Here is a 21,795-nt window from a genome sequence, read left to right on the forward strand (position 1 = left end):
TAATCAGTTGTGATGACGTACTGCGCGCAGAAATTCCTGACGCGTGTTCTGGCTGGACTTAAACAATCCGCCAAGAGAAGTGGTGGTGGTCGCACTGGTCGCATCGCGAATGCCGCGCGCTTTCACACAGTAATGCACCGCATCAATCGATACCGCCACATTATTCGTCCCGAGCAGCGTTTGCAGCGCGGTGAGAATTTGCTGAGTCAGACGTTCCTGTACCTGCGGACGTTGCGCAAAGAACTGCACAATGCGGTTAATCTTCGACAGACCAATGACCGAATCTTTCGGAATATACGCCACCGTCGCTTTGCCATCGATAGTGACAAAGTGGTGTTCGCAGGTGCTGGTCAGCGTGATATCACGAACCGTGACCATCTCGTCCACCTTCATTTTGTTTTCAATGACGGTGATTTTCGGGAAGTTGGCGTAATCGAGGCCGGAGAAAATCTCATCGACATACATTTTCGCAATGCGATGCGGAGTTTCCATCAGACTGTCATCGCTCAAATCGAGATTGAGCAATTGCATAATCTCGGTCATATGGCCAGAGATAAGACGTTTGCGTGTTTCGTTATCCATCTCTTGCACGGGCGGGCGCAGCGGGGTTTCGAGACCACGCGCAACCAGCGCTTCATGAACCAGTGCCGCTTCTTTACTGAGTGATGACATTTCTTCTTCTCCTGCAGGTGGGGCGCCTCTGCCCTGCATGGGGCAAAGTTTTTAGGCTGTGTCACAGCCAGAACATTGTGCGTGAGGCGGCGCACATAATCCAGTATTCACCGTGATAATTATTGAAATTGGCACAGCCTTTCAGCGTTGCTGATTTCACTTGTCGTTCAGCCCGGTGACGTCGAGTGTTAATGTAAAGTTATATAGATGATGAAGTATGTTTGCTCAATGCGGAAGTGAAAGTTACTCACAGTGCTATGAATAATCTGTATTATGATGAGTTCGCAAACACATTCAGGTTCAACACAACAAGGAGCCACGCATGGAAATGCTTGAAGAGCACCGCTGTTTTGAAGGCTGGCAGCAACGCTGGCGTCACGACTCCGCCACGTTAAATTGCGCCATGACCTTCAGTATTTTTCTTCCACCACCCCGTGATAACGCCGCGCCTCCGGTGCTGTACTGGCTGTCGGGCCTGACCTGTAATGATGAAAACTTCACCACCAAAGCAGGCGCGCAGCGCATTGCAGCTGAGCTGGGTATTGTTCTCGTGATGCCGGACACCAGCCCGCGCGGCGAGCAGGTTGCCAACGATGATGGCTACGATTTAGGTCAAGGGGCCGGATTTTACCTCAATGCCACCCAGCAGCCGTGGGCAACGCATTTTCGTATGTATGACTATTTGCGTGATGAGCTTCCGGCACTGATTCAGTCGCAGTTTAACGTCAGCGATCGCTGCGCCATCAGCGGACACTCCATGGGCGGCCACGGCGCATTGATTATGGCGCTGAAAAATCCCGGGAGATACACCAGCGTTTCCGCCTTTGCGCCGATCGTCAACCCTTGTCGCGTTCCGTGGGGTGAGAAGGCGTTTAGCGCTTATCTGGGCGAAGATAAAACACAGTGGGCAGAGTGGGATAGCTGCGCGTTAATGCTGGCCAGCAAACCCGCAGACGCGATCCCGACGTTAATCGATCAGGGAGACAGCGATCAGTTTCTTGCCGATCAGTTGCAGCCCGCGGTACTGGCCGAAACTGCCCGTCAGACCGCATGGCCAATGACGCTACGCATCCAGCCTGGTTACGACCACAGCTATTACTTTATTGCGTCGTTTATTGAGGATCACCTGCGCTTCCACGCCCAGTATTTGCTGAAGTAATTCCTGAGTTGAGGGCGGAAGCCCTCTTCATTTCTCCATCATTCCTTCACTTTTTCTCCTTTTTTCTTCCCCCACTATCTTATTGATTAAAAAAGCATTTCACTCAAAACCATATCAAACACAAATGATTTCTATTATCATTTGTGTTTACAAATATTCATACTTTTGTACAATCCCCCCGCTTCTTTACTGAAAAGAGTCCTTAAAAGACAAATACATACAATTGTCATGGCCTTTCACATGACGCGCAGTTTGATTCATTTAAATGGAATGATACAAATGACTATACCTCACGTTAAGGCTGTAGCTGCCGCAGTATGCGTCGCCTGCCTCCCATCACTCGGCCATGCCGCTGAACAAGACACCGTGGTCGTTACCGCTACCGGTTTCGAGCAGAAAATTCAGGATGCTCCGGCTTCAATATCTGTTATTACCAAGCAGCAGATTGAGGACAAAGCCTATCGAGATGTCACCGATGCGCTAAAAGATGTCCCTGGCGTCGTCGTCACTGGCGGGGGGAGCAGTAGCGATATCAGTATTCGCGGTATGGCTTCGCAATACACACTCTTCCTGGTCAACGGTAAACGCATCAGCACCCGCGGTACACGTCCTAACAGCGACAACTCAGGTATTGAGCAAGGTTGGCTGCCGCCGCTGGAATCCATCGAGCGTATCGAGGTAATCCGCGGCCCGATGTCATCCCTCTACGGCTCCGATGCGATGGGCGGCGTCATTAACGTCATCACCAAAAAAGTGTCGAATACTAAAGCCTGGACCGGCTCTTTGCACGGCGATGCCACTTTCCAGGAAGACAGAGACTCCGGCGATATTTACCAGACCAACGCCTATGCGTCTGGACCACTGATTGACGGATTACTTGGCGCGAAGGTGACCGGATTATTCTCCCACCGCGCGGAAGATGAAATCGTAAATGGCTACAATGAACAGCGTATGCGTAGCGGGGGATTAACCCTGAACTTTACGCCAGATGATAAAAACGACATCGATTTCGATTACGCACGTGAATTGCAGGATCGCGACAGTACGCCAGGCAAATCCATGGCAGAGGAAAACTGCCGTAACGGAAGCTGTAAGCCCAACAGTAAAAGCGAAAACAAGTATGTGCACACCACGTACTCAATAACCCACAGCGGTTATTACGACGACTTCAACTCCACCAGCTATGTCCAGCAGGAAGAAACCGATAACCCCGGTCGCCAGATGAAGTCCTACAACACGATTTTCAATAACCAGAACCAGGTCTTCCTTGGGGCGCACACCCTGACGTTGGGTGGACAATACCGTTATGAAAAACTACGCGATAACGGCAACCAGCTGCAAGCTGCTGATGGACTGAACAAACTGACCCGCTGGAGCTGGGCGCTGTTTGCTGAAGATGAATGGGCCGTAACCGATACCTTCACGCTGACCGGCGGTCTGCGTATGGATAAGGATGAAAACTACGGTGACAACTGGACGCCACGCGGCTATGGCGTATGGCATCTGAGCGATCAGTGGACCTTAAAAGGCGGCGTTTCCGCGGGCTATCGCGCACCGGATCTGCGCCAGTCTTCTGCCAGTTGGGGACAGGTCACCGGCGGCGGCCGTCTGAACGGAATCATTGTCGGCAACCCGGATCTGAAGCCAGAGAAAAGCCTCAGCGAAGAGATCGGTTTACTGTGGGATAACGGCAACGACCTCAACGCAGGCGTTACGCTGTTCAATACCGACTTTAAAAACAAAATCACCGAAGTTCGCCGTTGTAACAGCAGTTCCGATCCGGCCTGCACCATCGGCAATACTACTTATGACTTCGTCAGCGATCGCGTTAACGTCGATAAAGCCAATATGCGCGGCGTAGAATCCACCTTCGGCTGGAAAATAACCTCCGACGTCAACTGGACCGCGAACTACACCTACACGGAATCTGAGCAGAAAAGCGGTCAGTTCTCTGGCCAGCCGTTGAACAAAATGCCGAAGCATATGTTTAACACGACGCTGGACTGGCAGGCTACGCAGGATCTCGGTTTCTGGAGCCGTCTGAATCTGCGCGGGAAAACGTCTGAATACCTGAGCCGTACCTCAATGGCACAGGGCACTCCGTCCTATACTCAGGTCGACGTTGGTTTACGTTACTATGCTACCAAGGATCTGTTGATGACCGCTGGCGTGTATAACGTGCTGGATAAACAAATCGATTACGATACCTACGACACCGTCCTTGATGGACGTCGTTACACGGTTGGCATGACTTACAGCTTCTAAGTTAGGCGCAATAAAAAACCCCGGCACTCATCATGCCGGGGTTTTGTTTTTTCTGCCGTATCTGGTTAAGAATTACTTCTTCACGCGACCCGGGAATTTCATTTCGCTGTAGCGAACAAAACGGGTTCCTTTGGTCAGCTTATAGCCAAACCAGATAATCAGGAACAGCGGGATACCGATATAGGTAGCCATCACGCCGCCCCAGTCAATGCTGTCTTTCAGGAACGCTTCGTAGTTCTGACCCAGGGTGATAATCAGGCACAGCACAAAGGCGAAGATCGGACCCAGCGGGAAGAAGCCAGAACGGTACGGCAGGTCCTTCACATCGTGACCCTGCAGCACATAACCGCGACGGAAGCGATAGTGGCTAATAGCAATCCCCAGCCAGGCGATAAAGCCCGTCATCCCGGAAGTATTCAGCAGCCACAGATACACGGTCTGGTTGCCAAACATTGAAGTCAGGAAGCACAGCCCCGCCACCACGGTGGTCGCATACAGCGCGTTACGCGGTACGCCGCCACGAGACAGTTTACCGAAAATACGCGGTGCTTTACCGTCACATGCCAGGGTATAAAGCATACGCGTGGAGGCGTACATCCCGGAGTTACCTGCCGACAGCACCGCCGTCAGGATAACTGCGTTCATCACCGCTGCCGCAGACAGCAGACCCGCATGCTGGAATACCAGCGTGAACGGGCTAACGCTGATGTCTTTTACATCGTTACGCAGCAGGCTTGGATCGGTGTACGGAATGATCAGGCTGATAATCAAAATCGCGAACACATAGAACAGCAGGATTCGCCAGAATACCTGACGTACCGCACGTGGAATGTTCTTTTCAGGATCTTCAGATTCGCCAGCCGCGATACCGATAAGCTCTGTCCCCTGGAAGGAGAAGCCAACTATCATCGCCACGCCAATCATCGCGGCAAAGCCACCGGCAAACGGTGCATCACCGGTCGTCCAGTTACTCCAGCCCACCGGCTGAGCGCCTTTGAAGATACCGAAAATCATCATCACACCGACCACGATGAAGATAATGACGGTGGTAACTTTGATCAGTGAGAACCAATATTCCGCTTCACCAAATCCGCGAACGGAAATGTAGTTCAGCAGGAAGATAACGCCGAGGAACAGCGCACTCCAGATCCAGCCCGGCGTGTCCGGGAACCACCAGCTCATCACCAGCTGTGCGGCCACCAGGTCAACGGCAATCGTTACCGCCCAGTTGTACCAGTAGTTCCAGCCCAGCGCGAAGCCAAAGCCCTCTTCTACGTAGTTCTGACCGTAGGTGGAAAACGAGCCGGAAACCGGCATATAGGCAGCCAGTTCACCGAGGCTGGTCATCAGGAAGTACACCATCAGACCGATCAGAATATAAGAGAACAACGCGCCGCCTGGACCCGCTGCAGAAATAGTTGCACCAGATGCAACGAAAAGACCTGTACCGATGGAGCCTCCAATGGCAATCATCGTCAGGTGACGCGCCTTCAGTTCACGACGTAGCGTGGGCGCTTCTGTGGTTTTAGTTTCGGAAACCATGTGAAAATGCTATCCATCCAAAAAATGAGGCGCGATTGTAGCAGACGAAATGGTATTCTTCCGGCACAAATACGCTGTTATAAGAGACCTTCATGACTGGCCGCGGATTATAAGTAAAGCAGAAAATATGCGGCGCACAGCGGTTAAGATATAACCGCCGTTCTACAGAGATGACCTTACGACAGTAAGCGCCCTATTCGCCCAGCTCGACCTGATCGCTGTAATGTAAAAAACGCGTAATGGCATTGGAGATGTGTTTTTGCCTGTGATGCACGCGCCAGAGAGTACGGACTAAACGCGGCAGCGGCACGGGAACTTCGCTCAGTGTTCCCGCCTGCAGCTGCTCCGCAATGACCCGACGCGACAAGCAGCTGATCCCGAGACCATGACGTACCGCATGCTTAATGGCCTCTGAGTTACCCAACTCCATTGCCATCTGAAATCTCGGCAGATGAGACAACAGCAGGTAATCCACCAGTTCACGCGTACCGGATCCTCGCTCACGCAGGATCCACGGCGAAGCCGCCAGCTGTTCCAGCGTAACAAGCCCCTTTGTGAGCGGTGACGACGGTGCGGCAAACACCACCAGCTCGTCTTCCAGCCACGGTTCAGAGATAATTTCAGTACTGTGACACGGCCCTTCGATCAGTCCGATATCTACCCTAAAATCCAGCACCGCATTGATCACATCCTGACTGTTACCCACGCTCAGCTCGAGCGGCAAATCAGGAAAATCCTGCCGATAGCGGGCGATCATAGCAGGCAAGATATAGTTACCAATGGTGCTACTGGCATAGACCCGAATGGCACCATTATCTTCGCGAAAAAGCTGTTCGATTTCGGTCGTTTGCTCAAGTAACGCCAACGCTCGCGGGTAGAGCAAACGCCCGTGCTCGTTGACCACTAGCCGTTTGCCGACGCGGTCAAACAGTTGCACGCCGAGTTGCCCTTCCAGATCGGTAAGTGCCGCACTCACCGCCGATTGCGACAATGCCAGCATGACAGACGCCTGGGTCGTTGAACCGCTTTTTAGTACCTCAGCAAACACTTCAAGTTGCCGCAAGGTGATATGCATAGTCGTTTTCCACCGGATATCCGTTACTTACCACTTATAGAGATTAATTATAAATATATAATCAATTTTATTTTTAAACCACTTCGCCGTACTCTTTTACCCAGATAAAGGAGAAGGATATGACAGAACTCACCTTGCAGACTCATCGTCGTACAGCGTGGCATTTTATTCCGGGGCTTGCCCTGAGTGCAGTTATCACTGGGGTCGCCTTATGGGGTGGATCTATTCCCGCCGTCGCAGGTGCCGGGTTCAGCGCCCTCACCTTAGCAATCTTGTTGGGGATGGTCCTCGGCAACACCGTCTATCCGCACATCTGGAAAAGCTGTGACGGCGGCGTGCTGTTTGCTAAACAACATTTATTACGTCTGGGGATCATCCTCTACGGCTTCCGCCTCACCTTCGCGCAAATTGCTGACGTCGGCGTCAGCGGTATCGTGATTGATGTGTTAACGCTGAGCAGTACCTTTATGATTGCCTGCTTCCTGGGGCAGAAAGTGTTTGGTCTGGACCGCCATACCAGTTGGCTGATTGGTGCGGGGAGCAGCATTTGTGGTGCCGCCGCCGTGCTGGCAACCGAGCCGGTAGTGAAAGCGGAAGCCAGTAAGGTAACCGTCGCTGTCGCCACCGTGGTGATCTTCGGTACCATCGCTATCTTCCTGTATCCGGCAATGTATCCGCTGCTGGCACACTGGTTTAGCCCAGAAACCTACGGCATTTACATTGGTTCCACCATGCATGAAGTAGCACAAGTAGTGGCTGCCGGGCACGCCATTAACCCGGATGCGGAAAACGCCGCGGTTATTGCCAAAATGCTGCGTGTCATGATGCTGGCACCGTTCCTCATCCTCCTGGCCGCACGCGTTAAACAGTTGTCTCCGGCTACGGGCGGTGAGAAAAGCAAAATCACTATTCCATGGTTTGCCATCCTGTTCATTGTGGTCGCGATTTTTAACTCGTTCCACCTGCTGCCGCAGTCGGTTGTGAACATGCTGGTAACGCTGGATACCATTTTGCTGGCAATGGCGATGGCTGCACTGGGGTTAACCACTCACGTTAGCGCACTGAAAAAAGCCGGTGCCAAACCGTTACTGATGGCCCTGCTGCTGTTTGTCTGGCTGATTGTCGGTGGTGGTGCGATTAACGTCGCTGTCCACGCCCTGATGGCATAAACGATCACGACTCACCTCCATTAACCCGCTATACTCTCCCTTTTTGTATTTGAGTATGGCGGGTTAAATTTATGAAATATATCGGAGCGCACGTAAGCGCCGCTGGCGGTCTGGCTAACGCCGCTATTCGAGCCGCAGAAATCGAAGCGACCGCATTCGCCCTGTTCACCAAGAATCAGCGCCAGTGGCGTGCTGCGCCGCTAACCACCGAAATCATTGATGATTTCAAATCTGCCTGCGAGAAGTACCACTACACCTCCGCACAAATACTGCCTCACGACAGTTATCTGATTAACCTCGGTCACCCGGTCAGCGATGCGCTGGAAAAATCGCGTGATGCGTTTCTTGATGAAATGCAACGCTGTGAACTGCTGGGCTTATCCCTGCTGAACTTTCACCCGGGCAGCCATTTGATGCAGATCCCGGAAGATGAATGTCTGGCGCGCATTGCCGAATCCATCAACATCGTCCTCGCTCAGACCCAGGGCGTAACGGCAGTTATCGAAAATACCGCCGGACAAGGTAGTAATCTGGGATTCAAGTTTGAGCACCTGGCCGCCATTATCGACGGCGTCGAAGATAAGTCCCGTGTTGGCGTTTGTATTGATACCTGCCACGCTTTCGCGGCGGGGTACGATTTGCGTTCCGCAGAAGAGTGCGAAAAGACGTTTACGGAATTTGAACGTATTGTCGGTTTCAAGTATCTACGCGGTATGCACCTGAACGACGCCAAGAGCGCGTTTGGCAGTCGCGTTGACCGTCATCACAGCCTGGGTGAAGGCAATATTGGCCATGATGCCTTCCGTTGGATTATGCAGGATAATCGATTTGACGGTATTCCGCTGGTACTGGAAACCATTAATCCGGATATATGGGCCGAAGAGATCGCCTGGCTGAAAGCCCAGCAAACAGAAAAAGCAGTGGCGTAACGATCTCCGCGCGCCAGACAAGCTGGCGCGTATCAAGTGAGCGTAACCAGATCCTCTGGCATATGGTTGTACAAAATCCGCCAGAAATGCTCAGCCGTTTTATTCAAACGAGTATCCATTCGGTAAATATAGGCCTGAATTGGCACCATCAACTCCGGCGTGTCCAGACAAACCAGGCGCTTATCCCGTAGTTCGTTCACGATCGTCCACGCTGGCAGCCAGGCGATACCATGACCATCCAATGCCATATTTTTCAATAGCTCACTCATCGAAGACATAAACAGCGTACGCGCTGAAATACTGCCCACCTCCGCCAGGTGACGGTTAACCAATCTTCCCATGTAGGAAGTGCTGGTATAGTTCAGAATCGGCACCTGCGGCTGATAGATATCAAACAACGCCTTACCCTGTGCATCCGCAGCACAGACGGGATACAGCTCAGACTCAAAAACCTTCAAGCCGCAGAAAGGTGACTGCATTAAGTCTTCATCGCGAAAGGAGATAATAAAATCACTTTTCCCCTCGCGCAGCGTATTCACCGCCTGGACTACGTCAATCGCTTCGACGTGGTAAACAAACTCCTCGCCCCATGCCGACATTGAATGTACTAATCTGGGCAACATCGTCAGCGACAGAGAATGTGCCGCCGCTATTTTGATATTGGGAACGCCAAGCAGGTTGTGACCACTTAGCTCATCTAAATTGCATTCCAGCTGTTGTAGCAGGCTACGGGTCTGCGAATGGAATAACTTACCCTCCTCCGTCAGCTGCAGTGGACTTGTCGTACGGTCAAACAGCAGCACCCCAACAGCGGATTCGAGCGCCTTGATCCGCCGACTAAATGCCGGTTGGGATAGGTTGCGCTCCTCTGCGGCCTGAGAAAAATGACGACACGCTTCCAGCGTCAGAAAATCATATAACCATTTTGTCTCGATATTTTTCATGCCTATCACGCGGATGTTTAAATATGTCGATTAGTCTTAAGCATCATGCCTGAATATTCCCGGTGATGATATTCAACATCAGCATCTGGTGATTCGTTTTTTGCATAATACCTTCGTTTTTGACATTAACATGTTTCTTTACCCATCGACCACGACCGCTCATCCACCGCGTAATGTCGGGCCTCTGGCTGATTACCGGCCTGCTGAGGTGGTAAAAGACATCACACTCATGCGTTTTTTGCATTGAACCAAACATTATTGCATTTCTCCTCACGACACTCTGCTGTTAAACATAAGCACCAGATAGAAACCAGCTCTGAATATTAAATATCGGTAAATTAGAGGTATATATCGTGAAAGGTTTAATTGGCGTACTTGGTGGTATGGGGCCTGCTGCAACCGTCGATCTTTTTAATAAATTCGTCACCTTTACCGCAGCACAACGCGATCAGGAACATATTCCATTAATTATTTCATCCATCCCTGATATTCCAGACCGAACTGATGCGTTAATGCATCATGGTCATTCCCCACTTCCGGCAATGCGTGATTATATGCACAAACTGGAAGATGCTGGTGCGGAGTGTATTGTGATCCCCTGTAATACCGCCCACTTTTGGTTTAATGAATTAAAAGAGTGCTGTCATACAGAGTTACTCAGTATCGTTGAAACAACCATGAATGAGGTCAAAAACTGCGGAAAATCACGTATCGGTTTACTTGCTACTAACGCCACCCTTTACATGGGACTCTACCAAAAAGGCATAGAATCTCTTGGTTTAACCTGCATCAGTCCTGATTCATCCGGTCAGGAAAAGGTCATGGAAAGTATTTATTGCTTAAAAGCCGGCGACCTTAAGCGGGCACAAACGCTGATGAATGAACAGGCTGAAGTGCTCTTCTCACGCGGCGCACAAATCATTGTACTGGGATGTACTGAAGTCCCCGTCATTCTTGCCGAAGCAGTCAGAAAGTCTCCAGATAAATATATTGACTCAACCGGATCATTAGTTCGCGCCGGTATTAAATGGTACGAAAAACGAGTTGGCAAACATCATCTTCTGGCGCAATAACAGCCGTCACCAGATTAATAAAGCATTAAACAACCACTTATTTTAATAACAAATTATTCTCTGGCGGAGGCCATTATGGTTTGGTTAGAAATTATCGTCGTGTTGGGTGCAATATTTTTTGGTATCCGCCTCGGCGGAATAGGTATCGGTTTATGCGGTGGTCTGGGGCTGGCTATTTTAACGTTGGGATTTGATCTGCAAATTGGCTCGCCACCCGTTGACGTTATCCTCATTATTATGACAGTTGTCGTGGCAGCATCGGCGCTACAGGCCGCAGGAGGTATGGATTATCTGGTTCGCGTTGCCGGTAATTTCATGCGGCGTAACCCTAAATATATCAATATTATTGCACCGATTATCACCTGGTCGATGACCATTATGGCCGGAACAGGGTTCATTGTATTTTCTACCCTGCCAGTGATTGCCGAAGTCGCCAAAGAATCCGGTATCCGCCCTTCTCGTACGCTCGCCGGATCCGTAGTCGCCTCCCAGGTGGCGATATCCGGTTCGCCGATCAGTGCCGCAATGGCGGCTATGCTGACCATTATGGAAGGCAACGGTATCACTTTTATTCAGGTCATGGCGGTATGTCTGCCAGCTTCGTTTGTCGCCGCGATGGTTGCCGCTTTTATCGCCTCACGTCAGGGATGCGAGCTACAGGATGATGAAGTCTATCTGGAACGCCTGCAAAAAGGATTAGTGCGTAAATATGAAGGGCAAAACAGCACTACGCCGGGTGCCAAACTCTCAGTCGCCCTGTTTATGCTGGCAACGGTCGTCATCGTTATTCTTGCCGCCTGCCCGCAGCTACGCCCTGGATTCGATGCAGGCAACCCAATGAATACCCGGGATATCATCATTATCTGTATGTTGGCTGCCGCTTGCCTGATGGTGGTGTTATGCAAAACATCAACCGATGCTATTGTCCTGACATCCACGTTTCGATCAGGGATGAGTTCACTGGCGGTCATTCTCGGGATTGTTACACTGGGAACGACCTTCATTGATGCCCACTTAGCGGAGATTAAGGATATCGCAGGCGATATTCTACGGGCTTATCCCATGCTGTTGGCACTGGTGCTGTTTGGTACCTGCGCGCTTCTCTACTCGCAAGGCGCCACCACGCCGCTGATCATCCCTCTGGCCGTTGCGCTCGGCGTGCCTACATGGGCAATTCTGGCCTCCTATGTGGCGGTAACCGGGGTGTTTGTTCTACCAACATACCCGACTTCTCTGGCGGCAATGGAGTTCGACACCACGGGGACAACGCGCGTGGGCAAGTATGTCTTAAACCATCCGTTTATGCTGCCAGGACTGGGTGGGATCATTGCTGGTGTTGCCTTTGGTTTTATCATCGCGCCAATGATTGCCTGACCCGTTTTATTAAGGCTGGATGGATTATTGTGGCGATGCTGCAACGGTATAGGTAAAAACATAAAAAAAGGGGCAGAGAATTCTCTGCCCCTGGTATTGACGTTAAATCAGGCCGCCTTTGCCACAACCTCAGCTTCCGGGCGCTTCAGCACCGCGTAGGAGAGACCGGCTACCAGCGTACCGGCAATAATTGCCAGCAGGTATCCCAACACCGGCGTGATTGCGCCTGGGATTAACAGGACAAACAGCCCGCCGTGTGGTGCCATCAGCTTCGCACCCACCGCCATCGAGATAGCCCCGGTAATCGCACCACCAACGATACAGCAAGGCAGAACGCGCATTGGGTCACGGGCAGCGAACGGGATTGCCCCTTCGGTGATAAAGCACAGGCCCAGTACCAGAGCAGCTTTACCGCCTTCCTGCTGCGCTTTGTCGAACTTACGACGCGCAACCAGCGTTGCCAGCCCCAGAGCCAGCGGAGGTACCATACCCGCAGCCATGATGGCCGCCATCGGCGCATAAGTTTGCGTACTCAGCAGACCCACACCGAAAGCATACGCCGCCTTGTTAACCGGACCACCCATGTCGGTACACATCATGCCGCCAAGAATCGCGCCAAGCAGCACTGCATTGGCCGTACCCATGGTTTGCAGCCAGTGAGTCAAACCTTCCAGAATACCCGCCACCGGTTTGCCGATCAGGTAAATCATGGCCAGACCAACCACCAGGCTTGAGAACAGCGGAATGATCAGGATCGGTTTCAGCGCTTCCATACTCTGTGGGAGTTTCAGCTTCGTGCTGATAAGCTTCGCCACATAACCGGCAAGGAAACCAGCAATAATCCCGCCAATAAAGCCGGAACCGGTGCTTACCGCCAGCATACCGCCGATAAGACCCGGCGTCAGACCCGGACGGTCAGCGATGGAAAACGCAATATAACCTGCCAGTACCGGCACCATCAGCGCGAAGGCTGAACCACCGCCAATCTGCATCAGCGCCGCCGCCAGCGTCCCCTGCTCTTTAAACGCTTCGATACCAAAAGCGAACGAGAGTGCAATACACAGACCGCCAGCAACCACCATCGGCAGCATGTAAGAGACGCCCGTCAGCAGGTGACGATACGCCCCCGCGCTCTCTTTCTTACTTTCGGTTGCTGAAGTCTGCGCTTTACCGGTTGGCTGGTACGGTGTTGCTTCTTCCAGCGCTTTGTCCAGCTCCAGCTTGGTTTTCTTCAACGCAAGACCGGTAGAGGTGCGGTACATCGGTTTGCCGGCAAACTTCGCCAGATCAACTTCAATGTCAGCGGCCACAATCACCAGATCAGCCTGAGCCACTTCTTCCGGCGTAATGGCATTACCTGCGCCAACAGAACCTCGGGTTTCAACCTTCACCCACCAGCCACGTTTTTTCGCTTCTGTTTCAATCGCTTCAGCGGCCATAAACGTATGAGCAACACCGGTCGGACACGCCGTCACCGCCACCACGCGTTTTGGACCACTGCTGGCCACAGGTGCTGTTGCAACCGGGGCGCTGTAGGGCTTTGCATGGCCTTTAGCTTCGCTGAGGAAGAGTTCAGGATGCGCAACCGCACGACCAATGTCGCCCAGCCAGACTTTTTTGCCGTTCAGCGAACTGTCGGCAGGAAGCGTATCGCCCAGAACAATTGCCAGTTCGGCATCATTCGGATTATCAATAATTTCCAGATGTGCTTTCTGTGCCGCCGCTCCAAGCAGGGTTTTCGCCATGTAAGCGCGAGCCTGGCCGAGATTAGCGTCAATAATCAGCAGCGTTTTCATTATGCCTCTCCTGCTGTCAGTTAAACGGTTTTAAGTCGACACGCGCCATCATTGCGGCCAACTGAGGACGATCGGTAATGCCTACATTACTTTGGCTTACCGCCAGGGCGGCAACAGCCGTCGCCAGACGCAGGGTATGTTCGCTGGACTCACGCATCAGCAGACCGTAAATCAGACCGCCAACCATTGAATCACCCGCGCCGACGGTGCTGACCACCTCAACTGACGGCGGTTTAGCAATCCACTCACCTGAGGCGTTAACCCACAGCGCACCTTCTGCGCCGAGTGAAATCACCACATGGGCGATCCCCTGTTCACGGAGCGCATGCGCCGCTTCAATCACATCTTTCATTTCCGGCAGCTTGCGGCCGGCCCAGATTTCCAGTTCGCGACGGTTTGGCTTCACCAGCCATGGTGCCGCTTTCAGACCTGCTACCAACGCTTCACGACTACTATCAAAGATAATGCAAGGACACTGACTACGCAGGCGCGTCATCCAGTCGGTAAAGGCTTCCGGGCTCACGCCGGTTGGCAAACTGCCGCTGACGCACACCATGTCGAATTGCCCCAGCCAGCTCAGCGAATCATTTACAAAGCGTTCCCAGTCAGCCGGGGTGACTTCAAAGCCGGAGAAGTTGAAGTCAGATACTTCACCATCTTTTTCGGTCAGCTTGACGTTAATACGGGTACGGCCCTGCACGACCTGAAAACGGTTGGCAATGCCCAGCTCGCTGAACAACTGCTGAAAACCATCCTGGTTGTCTTTACCCAGGAAGCCACCCACAGTGACATCGATACCTAAATCCTTCAAAACCTTAGCGACGTTGATCCCTTTCCCTGCCGCATGCAGACCGGTGGTTTTAACCAGGTTCACTTCACCGCGTTCAATTTCCGGGCAGAAGCCCACCAGGTCGTAGGCCGGGTTAAGGGTGATAGTAGCAACACGTCTGCTCATTACGCGCCCTCCCCAAGACCTGCCGCGATGGCTTCGCCAATCGCCTTCAGCGCCTGTTCAGCATCTTCGCCCTGTGCAGTAAAGCGCAGGTGATGTCCTTTCTTCACGCCTAACGCCACAACTTTCATCAGACTGCGTCCATTCGCCGGCTTGCCGGTTCCATCAAGATTTGTCACGGTAATTTCACTGTTAAATTGTTTAATCGTATTCACCAGCATGGTGCCCGGGCGGGCATGTAAACCATGCTCATTGCGCACAATAAATTCGGCGCTCAGTACATCATCAGTTAAGGCATCATCGCTGGTCAGCAGCGCCAGCACCGTTGCCGCATCAGCTTTCAACAAACGGTCAGCTTTATTATTCAGCAGCAGATCGCCAAGGCGCTTCAGCACCGCAACCGGTTGATCGTCATTCATGGCGACGGTCACCAACAGGGCTGCAACTTCACCTTGTACATCGAACGCTGTTGCTGCACGGCTGACCGCAACGGCGCTACGCACGTTACCTTCAGCACAGTCATTCAGCCAGATCCCCTGACCAAGATTCATCGGCTGCTCATTGATTGCTCTGACCACAAAGGTGGCGTCAACCGCACCGACTTCTTTCAGCCGTGCCGCGTTGAGTGCCTGCAGCGTCACCAGCGAGTTGGCCACGACATCCAGCGACAGCGTTTCGTTATCAAGCTTCAGCTGTTCACTTTGCTTTTCACCCATCAGCAGCGCACGCAGTTCTTCCGCCGTGGTCGCAGATTTCAGCTGTTCAGCAACGGAGTCATCGCTCAGCACGTGTGTCAGCTGACGCAGTAAACCGAGGTGTTCATCAGAGCTTGCGGCTATACCGATTGCCACATAAGCAACCTGCCCTTCGCCCCAGGTCACGCCCTGTGGAAACTGAAATACCTGCACACCGGTTTTCAGTACCTGATCGCGCGTGTCCGTCGTACCGTGAGGAATCGCAATACCGTTGCCGAGGAACGTGGACGTCTGTTGTTCGCGCGCCAGCATGCCATCGACGTAGCCTTCCGCGACGTTACCCGCCTGCACTAAGGCAGCGGCAACCTGGCGAATAGCCTCTTCTTTATTCCCGGCCTGTTCGCCCGGGTGAATATCCTGAACAGATAACTGGAACATGATTCTCCTCTCCCGCTGAATTGAAACGATTCAGCCAACATGAGAAAAAAGGCGTCACCCGACTCCATCAGTTAAGGCAAGATGACGCTGAAACGTTTCAAGAAGTCTTGCTCTTTTTTCTTCAGCACACAAGTAAAGTTGACAAATTACTTGCTGAATTTAGAGATAACGCACATTTTCTCTGCGGAGGAGAAAAAAATGCTGACGCAAAAACGCCGTCAGCTTGTCAGATTCAGCAACGTCAGCAAACAGCATTCTTTGACTGAAATGCTATTTTGATTTTTGATGCCGATTTTGATTTGGCTCCCTGTTTATTTTCTGACAAGCGGCGTAAACTCCGCGTCTCTTCACATCATTGATATCAAAACATGCATAACACCCCCGTAGCCGCCACACCCAAGGCGTTTGATTTAACGTCTTCGGCGTTCCTGCTTGTCGCATTTCTGACGGGTATCGCCGGTGCGTTGCAGACGCCAACGCTCAGCCTTTTTCTGACGGATGAAGTCCACGCCCGTCCCGGCATGGTCGGGTTCTTTTTTACCGGTAGCGCTGTGATCGGTATTCTGGTAAGTCAGTTTCTGGCCGGACGTTCAGATAGAAAAGGCGATCGCAAGAACCTGATTGTGTTTTGCTGCGTGCTGGGGATGCTGGCCTGCGTGCTGTTCGCCTGGAACCGTAATTATTTTATCTTGCTGTTTGTCGGGGTATTCCTCAGCAGCTTTGGATCGACCGCCAACCCGCAAATGTTTGCTCTCGCCCGTGAACACGCCGACCGCACAGGTCGGGAAGCCGTCATGTTCAGCTCAATATTACGTGCGCAGGTTTCGCTGGCCTGGGTAATTGGCCCGCCGCTGGCCTACGCGCTGGCCATGGGATTCAGCTTTACGGTGATGTATCTCAGCGCGGCGGTGGCGTTTGTTGTCTGCGGCGTAATGGTCTGGCTGTTTTTACCCTCAATGAGTAAAAACGTGCCTCTCGCGACAGGCGCAGTTGAGGCCCCGCGCCGCAATCGACGCGACACGTTGCTGCTGTTTGTTATCTGCACATTAATGTGGGGAACCAATAGTCTCTATATCATTAATATGCCGCTGTTTATCATCAACGAACTGCATCTGCCGGAAAAACTGGCGGGCATCATGATGGGTACCGCAGCCGGACTGGAAATCCCAACCATGTTGATTGCTGGCTATTTTGCAAAGCGTCTGGGTAAACGTCTGTTGATGAGAATTGCCGTCGTTGCCGGATTCTTCTTTTATGCCGGTATGCTGCTGGCTCACTCTCCGGCAATATTGCTTGGCTTACAGCTGCTGAACGCGATTTACATCGGTATTCTCGGCGGGATTGGTATGCTCTATTTCCAGGACCTGATGCCGGGACAGGCGGGTTCAGCCACCACCCTCTATACGAATACCATTCGCGTGGGCTGGATTATTGCTGGATCGCTGGCGGGGATTGCCGCTGAAATTTGGAACTATCACGCGGTGTTCTGGTTTGCACTGGTGATGATCGTCGCCACCGTCGCGTGCCTGGCACGCATCAAGGACGTTTAAGGCGCGGTTAGCGCTTCAAGCTCGATGAGATAAACCATGGCCTGGTGCGTCGTCCGCCCGCACATTTCCGCACTAGGCTGTAAACCGCCGCACACCTTTGGTCGTAGCGGCGACGCAAAAATTTTGCAACGCAGGGATTCATCCAACTGAACGCATGGCGTATTAGCGGGCTTGCCATCAGGCATACCGGGGATGGGACTGGAGATTGAAGGCGCGGTGCAGCATGCACCACAATCCGGACGGCATTCCATACAGTACTCTCTTTATCGTAAACCATCGGATTGTGCGGGAAGGGCACAGTACCACCTTTTTTGCACCAGCAAAAGCATGAATTCCGCTTGCCTGAATGCCCCGGCGCGAGTAGTTTTACGCGATATTTTAGACACTCCTCACTACAGGATTTTTTCGATGCCAAGAGCGAACGAAATTAAAAAAGGTATGGTACTGAACTACAACGGCAAACTGCTGATTGTAAAAGATATCGATATTCAATCACCGTCTGCACGTGGTGCTGCCACGCTGTACAAAATGCGTTTTTCTGATGTGCGTACCGGTCTGAAAGTTGAAGAGCGCTTCAAAGGTGACGATATCGTGGATACCGTCACTCTGAGCCGTCGTGGCGTTGATTTCTCCTACGTCGATGGCAACGAATACATCTTTATGGATAAAGAAGACTATACCCCGTATACCTTCACCAAAGACCAGATTGAAGAAGAGCTGCTGTTCATGCCGGAAGGCGGTATGCCGGACATGCAGGTCCTGACCTGGGATGGCCAGCTACTGGCGCTTGAACTGCCGCAGACCGTAGACCTGGAAATCGTTGAAACCTCACCGGGGATTAAAGGTGCTTCAGCGAGTGCGCGCAACAAGCCAGCAACCCTGAGCACCGGTCTGGTGATCCAGGTTCCTGAGTATCTGAGTGCGGGTGAAAAAATCCGTATTCATATCGAAGAACGTCGCTATATGGGCCGTGCAGATTAATTTTCTGCTGCGCAGTGACAGCAAGGGACAGCGCAGGCTGTCCCTTTTTTCATTTTCAGCGCTGGCTGCTGAAATAAAAATCATCCATCAGCAACGACTCCAGATACTGTTCATCCTCTTGCATAAAACGCACTATCAGATTCACCGCCTGAGGATAAAACCCCTCGTTATCCCGCACCAGACAAGCGTCGCGAAATAACGGTGCCCAGCACAGAATATGATGATGCAAAAAGTAATATTGCGCCGATAGCCTCTCCTCTTTAGCAACCATCCTCGCCATTAATGCCAACTGCACAGCAATATGATCGGAGGGTTCATTCTCTCGGGCTGCCAGACCTTGCTCAATCAGCAGCACATTCATTTGCCGACGTTCTTCTGCCGCTGTCGTGTGTGGATAGTGCCCTGCATAGGGAGAAACACTAGCCGGCGGGGCCAGCAGAAACAGCGAGGCAAAATCTGCTGCCAGCTCCAGCTGTCGGGAGTCGCGCCGCAAAACCCGGCCCAGGCTGCGCTCAAAACGTTTAACCTCGGCAGACACTCCAGGAACCGCCGCCAGTGAGGCAATCCAAGCCTGGCTATCGCCGTTTTCCAGACTGGCGAGCTGTTTTTCATCCAGCTCACGAAATAACAGTTGCGAAAACCACTGGTACACAGCTGCCCGCTGCTGATGAATTTGCTTATGCTGCACTGGTCCCCTCCTCTTTCACAATCTGCGGACCACCGAAAGCCGTCACCTGCGGGGCTTTCTGCTGATAACGCTCGACCTCCACCAGCACGGTATGCGCTGAAGGCCCCTGGGCCAGCTGTGAAGTACCGATATCCGCGCTCAGCACGTTCGGGTCGCCATAAGTGCATAATGTCCCGGCTTTCCCCCCTTCCTGCGGGGAGTACCATGCACCTTCATGAATACGGACCACGCCAGGGGAAAAATCCGGGCTGACAACTACGCCAGCCAGTACCTGACCACGAGCGTTGAAGACGCGGGCGATATCACCGGCTTTTAAGCCACGAGCGGTGGCATCCTGTTCACTGATATAAAGCGGTTCTCTTCCGGCAACCGCATAGGTGTTGCGAAACACCTCGCTAGAGCACAGTTGGGAATGCAGACGTTTATCCGGATGGCAGGATTGCAGATGCAGTGGATATTTATCTTTTTTGCCACTATGGGTACGCTCAAAGGGTTCCATCCACACCGGATGCCCCGGACAATCCTCGTAGGCGAAGCCCGCGATGGTTTTACTGTAGATTTCAATCAGACCTGACGGCGTTCCCAGCGGATTCAGGTCTGGCTGGTCGCGAAACTCGCCGTGACGTACCCACGGCTGACCCGGCGGATATTCAATATATCCGTCACCCTGCCAGAACGTTGTGAAATCCGGTAATGAGACGCCGAGCGATGCCCCCATCTTCACGCCTTCGTCATAAAGCGCCTGTATCCACTGCATTTCATCACGGTTTTCACGGTACACCGCTTCCTTGTCAAAGCGCTTACACAGCCCGGCAAATACATCAAAATCATGTCGCGCTTCATATTGCGGTTTGACGATCTGATGCAACGCCATCAACCCTTTATTCGAATGCGTACCGAACTGCTCAATATCGTTACGTTCAAAGCGGGTGGTAACGGGCAGGACGATATCGGCAAAACGGCACGACGCGGTCCATTGGTGATCCAACACCACCACGGTTTCCAGCTTCTTCCACGCGTCGATCATGCGATTCCTGTCCTGCTGCGCATGAAATGGATTCGCCGCGCTGTAGATCGCCATTTTGATGTCAGGCCAGGTTAACGTCTCGCCGTTAAAGGCAACCTTTTTGCCCGGCTCAAGCAGGCAGTCAACGATACGCGAAGTGGGGATATGCTCCGATACGCCGCGAAAATCCGCGTTGTACTTTGCCTGCGGGGGATTCGTGATCCCTCCCAGTCCAGAAAGCACAGGCCCGGCGGATGTTACCGTACCACCGCCGTTGTAGTGCCAGCCAAATCCTACCCCGCCGCCGGGCAAACCAATTTGACCGACCATGCTGGCCAGCACCACCAGCATCCACGGATACTGCTCACCATGGTGCATGCGTTGTACGCACCAACCGCCCATAAACTGTGTCCGGCCTTTCACCAACAGACGGGCGAAGTCTCGGATCTGCTCTGCCGTCAGGCCGCAGATTTCTGCCGCCCATTCGGCATTTTTCGGCTGTTTATCGGTTTCGCCCAGCAGATACGGCAAAAACTGCTCAAAGCCGACGGTGTAATCGGTAATAAACGCCGTGTCGTACAGTTTTTCTTCGTACAAGGTATGCGCCAGCGCCAGCATTAACGCGACATCGGTTTGTGGCCGCAACGCCAACTGCTCGCAGCCAAGATAATTTTGCGACTTGCTACGCACCGGATCAACACTGATAACGCGCATCTTACCCTGCGCTACCGCCTCTTTAATCTGCTGCCAGTAGCCAAACGCATCGTGATCGGGAACCAAAAACTCGATCTGCAGGTTCTTGATCGGATCGCAGCCCCACAGCACGATGGTATTGCTGTTTTGAATCACCAGCGGAAGCGACGTCTGCTGCTCATAAACTTCCAGCGAACCAATCACATGCGGTAAAATGACTTGTGCCGCTGCCGCAGAATAGTCGCCGACGGTTGTCACATAGCTACCATGCAGGCCAAGTCCCCGATCCATCGCCCCGCCCGCTTTATGGTATTTGCCCACCATTTGCCAGTCGGCAAGCCCGGTAAATACGCCTGATGAGCCATAGGTTTTTTGCACCCTCTCCAGCTCTTCGTAAAACAGATCCAGCGCCTGATCCCAACTGACCCGTACAAAACGGTTATCTCCGCGCTGACTGCGATCTGACTTCTCACGCTTACGCAGCCAGTCCAGACGCACCATCGGGTAGCGCACCCGCGACGGGTTGTAGACCACTTCACGAACCGCGTTCAGCATATCGCAGGGGTATTTGTCATGTTTGAACGGACGGGTTTCGGTCCACTCACCGTTGACCACTTTGGCTTCAAAAGCGCCATAGTGCGAACCAGATTGGATCCACTGTTCGGGATTTCCCCCCGCCGCCCACACTTTTGATATCAGCGGATTAGGCGCCAGTGCACTGGCAGCCCCCACCGCCAGCATTCCGTTGAGAAAACGGCGGCGGGACGGATTAAAGTCATGAATATCCATACATT

At 52.5% G+C, this 21,795-nt stretch carries 18 protein-coding genes; 8 read left to right on the plus strand and 10 right to left on the minus strand.

From position 1 onward, the window contains the following. Window positions 1-3: 3 nt before the first annotated feature. The gene (gene folE, locus OGY08_RS05195; protein WP_003027410.1) at window positions 4-672 is read right to left on the minus strand and encodes a GTP cyclohydrolase I FolE; all 669 of its coding nucleotides are present in this window, start codon (window positions 670-672) and stop codon (window positions 4-6) included. A gap of 322 nt (window positions 673-994) precedes the next feature. Between folE and fghA the strand changes: the two genes are divergently transcribed. After that, window positions 995-1,831, plus strand: coding sequence for an S-formylglutathione hydrolase (fghA, locus tag OGY08_RS05200; protein ID WP_008785267.1), 837 nt, complete (start codon window positions 995-997; stop codon window positions 1,829-1,831). Window positions 1,832-2,110: 279 nt separating this feature from the next. Beyond that, window positions 2,111-4,096 (plus strand): ligand-gated channel protein, encoded by a 1,986-nt coding sequence (locus OGY08_RS05205; RefSeq protein WP_103014201.1) that lies wholly within the window; start codon window positions 2,111-2,113, stop codon window positions 4,094-4,096. A gap of 72 nt (window positions 4,097-4,168) precedes the next feature. Here OGY08_RS05205 and lysP read toward each other — a convergent pair whose 3' ends face one another. Beyond that, window positions 4,169-5,638 carry a lysine-specific permease gene (gene lysP / locus OGY08_RS05210; RefSeq protein WP_003834517.1) on the minus strand — a complete coding sequence of 490 codons (1,470 nt, stop codon included), beginning with the start codon at window positions 5,636-5,638 and terminating at the stop codon, window positions 4,169-4,171. A 193-nt stretch (window positions 5,639-5,831) separates the two neighbouring features. Continuing rightward, window positions 5,832-6,713 carry a DNA-binding transcriptional regulator YeiE gene (gene yieE, locus OGY08_RS05215; protein ID WP_057066531.1) on the minus strand — a complete coding sequence of 294 codons (882 nt, stop codon included), beginning with the start codon at window positions 6,711-6,713 and terminating at the stop codon, window positions 5,832-5,834. A 119-nt stretch (window positions 6,714-6,832) separates the two neighbouring features. Between yieE and OGY08_RS05220 the strand changes: the two genes are divergently transcribed. After that, window positions 6,833-7,882, plus strand: coding sequence for a YeiH family protein (locus OGY08_RS05220; RefSeq protein ID WP_071444678.1), 1,050 nt, complete (start codon window positions 6,833-6,835; stop codon window positions 7,880-7,882). 71 nt (window positions 7,883-7,953) lie between these two features. Next, the gene (gene nfo, locus OGY08_RS05225; protein ID WP_286565815.1) at window positions 7,954-8,811 is read left to right on the plus strand and encodes a deoxyribonuclease IV; all 858 of its coding nucleotides are present in this window, start codon (window positions 7,954-7,956) and stop codon (window positions 8,809-8,811) included. A 32-nt stretch (window positions 8,812-8,843) separates the two neighbouring features. Here the strand turns inward: nfo and hypT are convergent, their stop codons facing one another. Continuing rightward, the gene (gene hypT / locus OGY08_RS05230; protein ID WP_020996669.1) at window positions 8,844-9,755 is read right to left on the minus strand and encodes a hypochlorite stress DNA-binding transcriptional regulator HypT; all 912 of its coding nucleotides are present in this window, start codon (window positions 9,753-9,755) and stop codon (window positions 8,844-8,846) included. A 353-nt stretch (window positions 9,756-10,108) separates the two neighbouring features. On the opposite strand from hypT, the gene cuyB reads away from it, so the two are divergent. Both cuyB and OGY08_RS05240 read left to right on the plus strand, forming a co-directional pair. Next, window positions 10,109-10,828: a cysteate racemase gene (gene cuyB / locus OGY08_RS05235; protein WP_048234902.1), complete on the plus strand. Its 720-nt coding sequence runs from the start codon at window positions 10,109-10,111 to the stop codon at window positions 10,826-10,828. A gap of 75 nt (window positions 10,829-10,903) precedes the next feature. Further along, window positions 10,904-12,202, plus strand: a complete 1,299-nt coding sequence (locus OGY08_RS05240; RefSeq protein ID WP_008785273.1) for an anaerobic C4-dicarboxylate transporter — start codon at window positions 10,904-10,906, stop codon at window positions 12,200-12,202. A gap of 107 nt (window positions 12,203-12,309) precedes the next feature. Here the strand turns inward: OGY08_RS05240 and fruA are convergent, their stop codons facing one another. Genes fruA through fruB form a run of 3 tightly spaced genes read right to left on the minus strand, consistent with a single transcriptional unit; the run spans window position 12,310 to window position 16,083 of the window. Beyond that, window positions 12,310-13,998, minus strand: coding sequence for a PTS fructose transporter subunit IIBC (gene fruA, locus OGY08_RS05245; protein ID WP_060683531.1), 1,689 nt, complete (start codon window positions 13,996-13,998; stop codon window positions 12,310-12,312). Between the two features lie 16 nt (window positions 13,999-14,014). Next, window positions 14,015-14,953: a 1-phosphofructokinase gene (gene fruK, locus OGY08_RS05250; RefSeq protein WP_003834544.1), complete on the minus strand. Its 939-nt coding sequence runs from the start codon at window positions 14,951-14,953 to the stop codon at window positions 14,015-14,017. Continuing rightward, window positions 14,953-16,083 (minus strand): fused PTS fructose transporter subunit IIA/HPr protein, encoded by a 1,131-nt coding sequence (gene fruB / locus OGY08_RS05255; protein WP_125362681.1) that lies wholly within the window; start codon window positions 16,081-16,083, stop codon window positions 14,953-14,955. The genes fruK and fruB overlap by 1 nt, the downstream gene beginning before the upstream one ends. Window positions 16,084-16,451: 368 nt before the next feature. Here fruB and setB point away from each other — a divergent pair, with 368 nt between their 5' ends. Further along, window positions 16,452-17,633 carry a sugar efflux transporter SetB gene (setB, locus tag OGY08_RS05260; protein ID WP_003834548.1) on the plus strand — a complete coding sequence of 394 codons (1,182 nt, stop codon included), beginning with the start codon at window positions 16,452-16,454 and terminating at the stop codon, window positions 17,631-17,633. Here the strand turns inward: setB and OGY08_RS05265 are convergent. Further along, window positions 17,630-17,884, minus strand: coding sequence for a YkgJ family cysteine cluster protein (locus OGY08_RS05265; protein WP_008785278.1), 255 nt, complete (start codon window positions 17,882-17,884; stop codon window positions 17,630-17,632). The genes setB and OGY08_RS05265 overlap by 4 nt on opposite strands. Before the next feature lie 157 nt (window positions 17,885-18,041). On the opposite strand from OGY08_RS05265, the gene yeiP reads away from it, so the two are divergent. Next, window positions 18,042-18,614 carry an elongation factor P-like protein YeiP gene (yeiP, locus tag OGY08_RS05270; RefSeq protein ID WP_003027452.1) on the plus strand — a complete coding sequence of 191 codons (573 nt, stop codon included), beginning with the start codon at window positions 18,042-18,044 and terminating at the stop codon, window positions 18,612-18,614. A gap of 55 nt (window positions 18,615-18,669) precedes the next feature. Here yeiP and torD read toward each other — a convergent pair whose 3' ends face one another. After that, entirely contained in the window at window positions 18,670-19,302 is a 633-nt protein-coding gene (gene torD, locus OGY08_RS05275; protein WP_008785279.1) for a molecular chaperone TorD, read from the minus strand. Then, window positions 19,292-21,790, minus strand: a complete 2,499-nt coding sequence (gene torA / locus OGY08_RS05280) for a trimethylamine-N-oxide reductase TorA (protein ID WP_125362682.1) — start codon at window positions 21,788-21,790, stop codon at window positions 19,292-19,294. Before torA ends, torD begins: the two co-directional genes overlap by 11 nt. Window positions 21,791-21,795: the final 5 nt, after the last annotated feature.

Origin of the sequence: Citrobacter sp. Cpo069 (genome assembly GCF_030332785.1) — a bacterium.
GTDB classification, from domain to species: domain Bacteria; phylum Pseudomonadota; class Gammaproteobacteria; order Enterobacterales; family Enterobacteriaceae; genus Citrobacter; species Citrobacter portucalensis.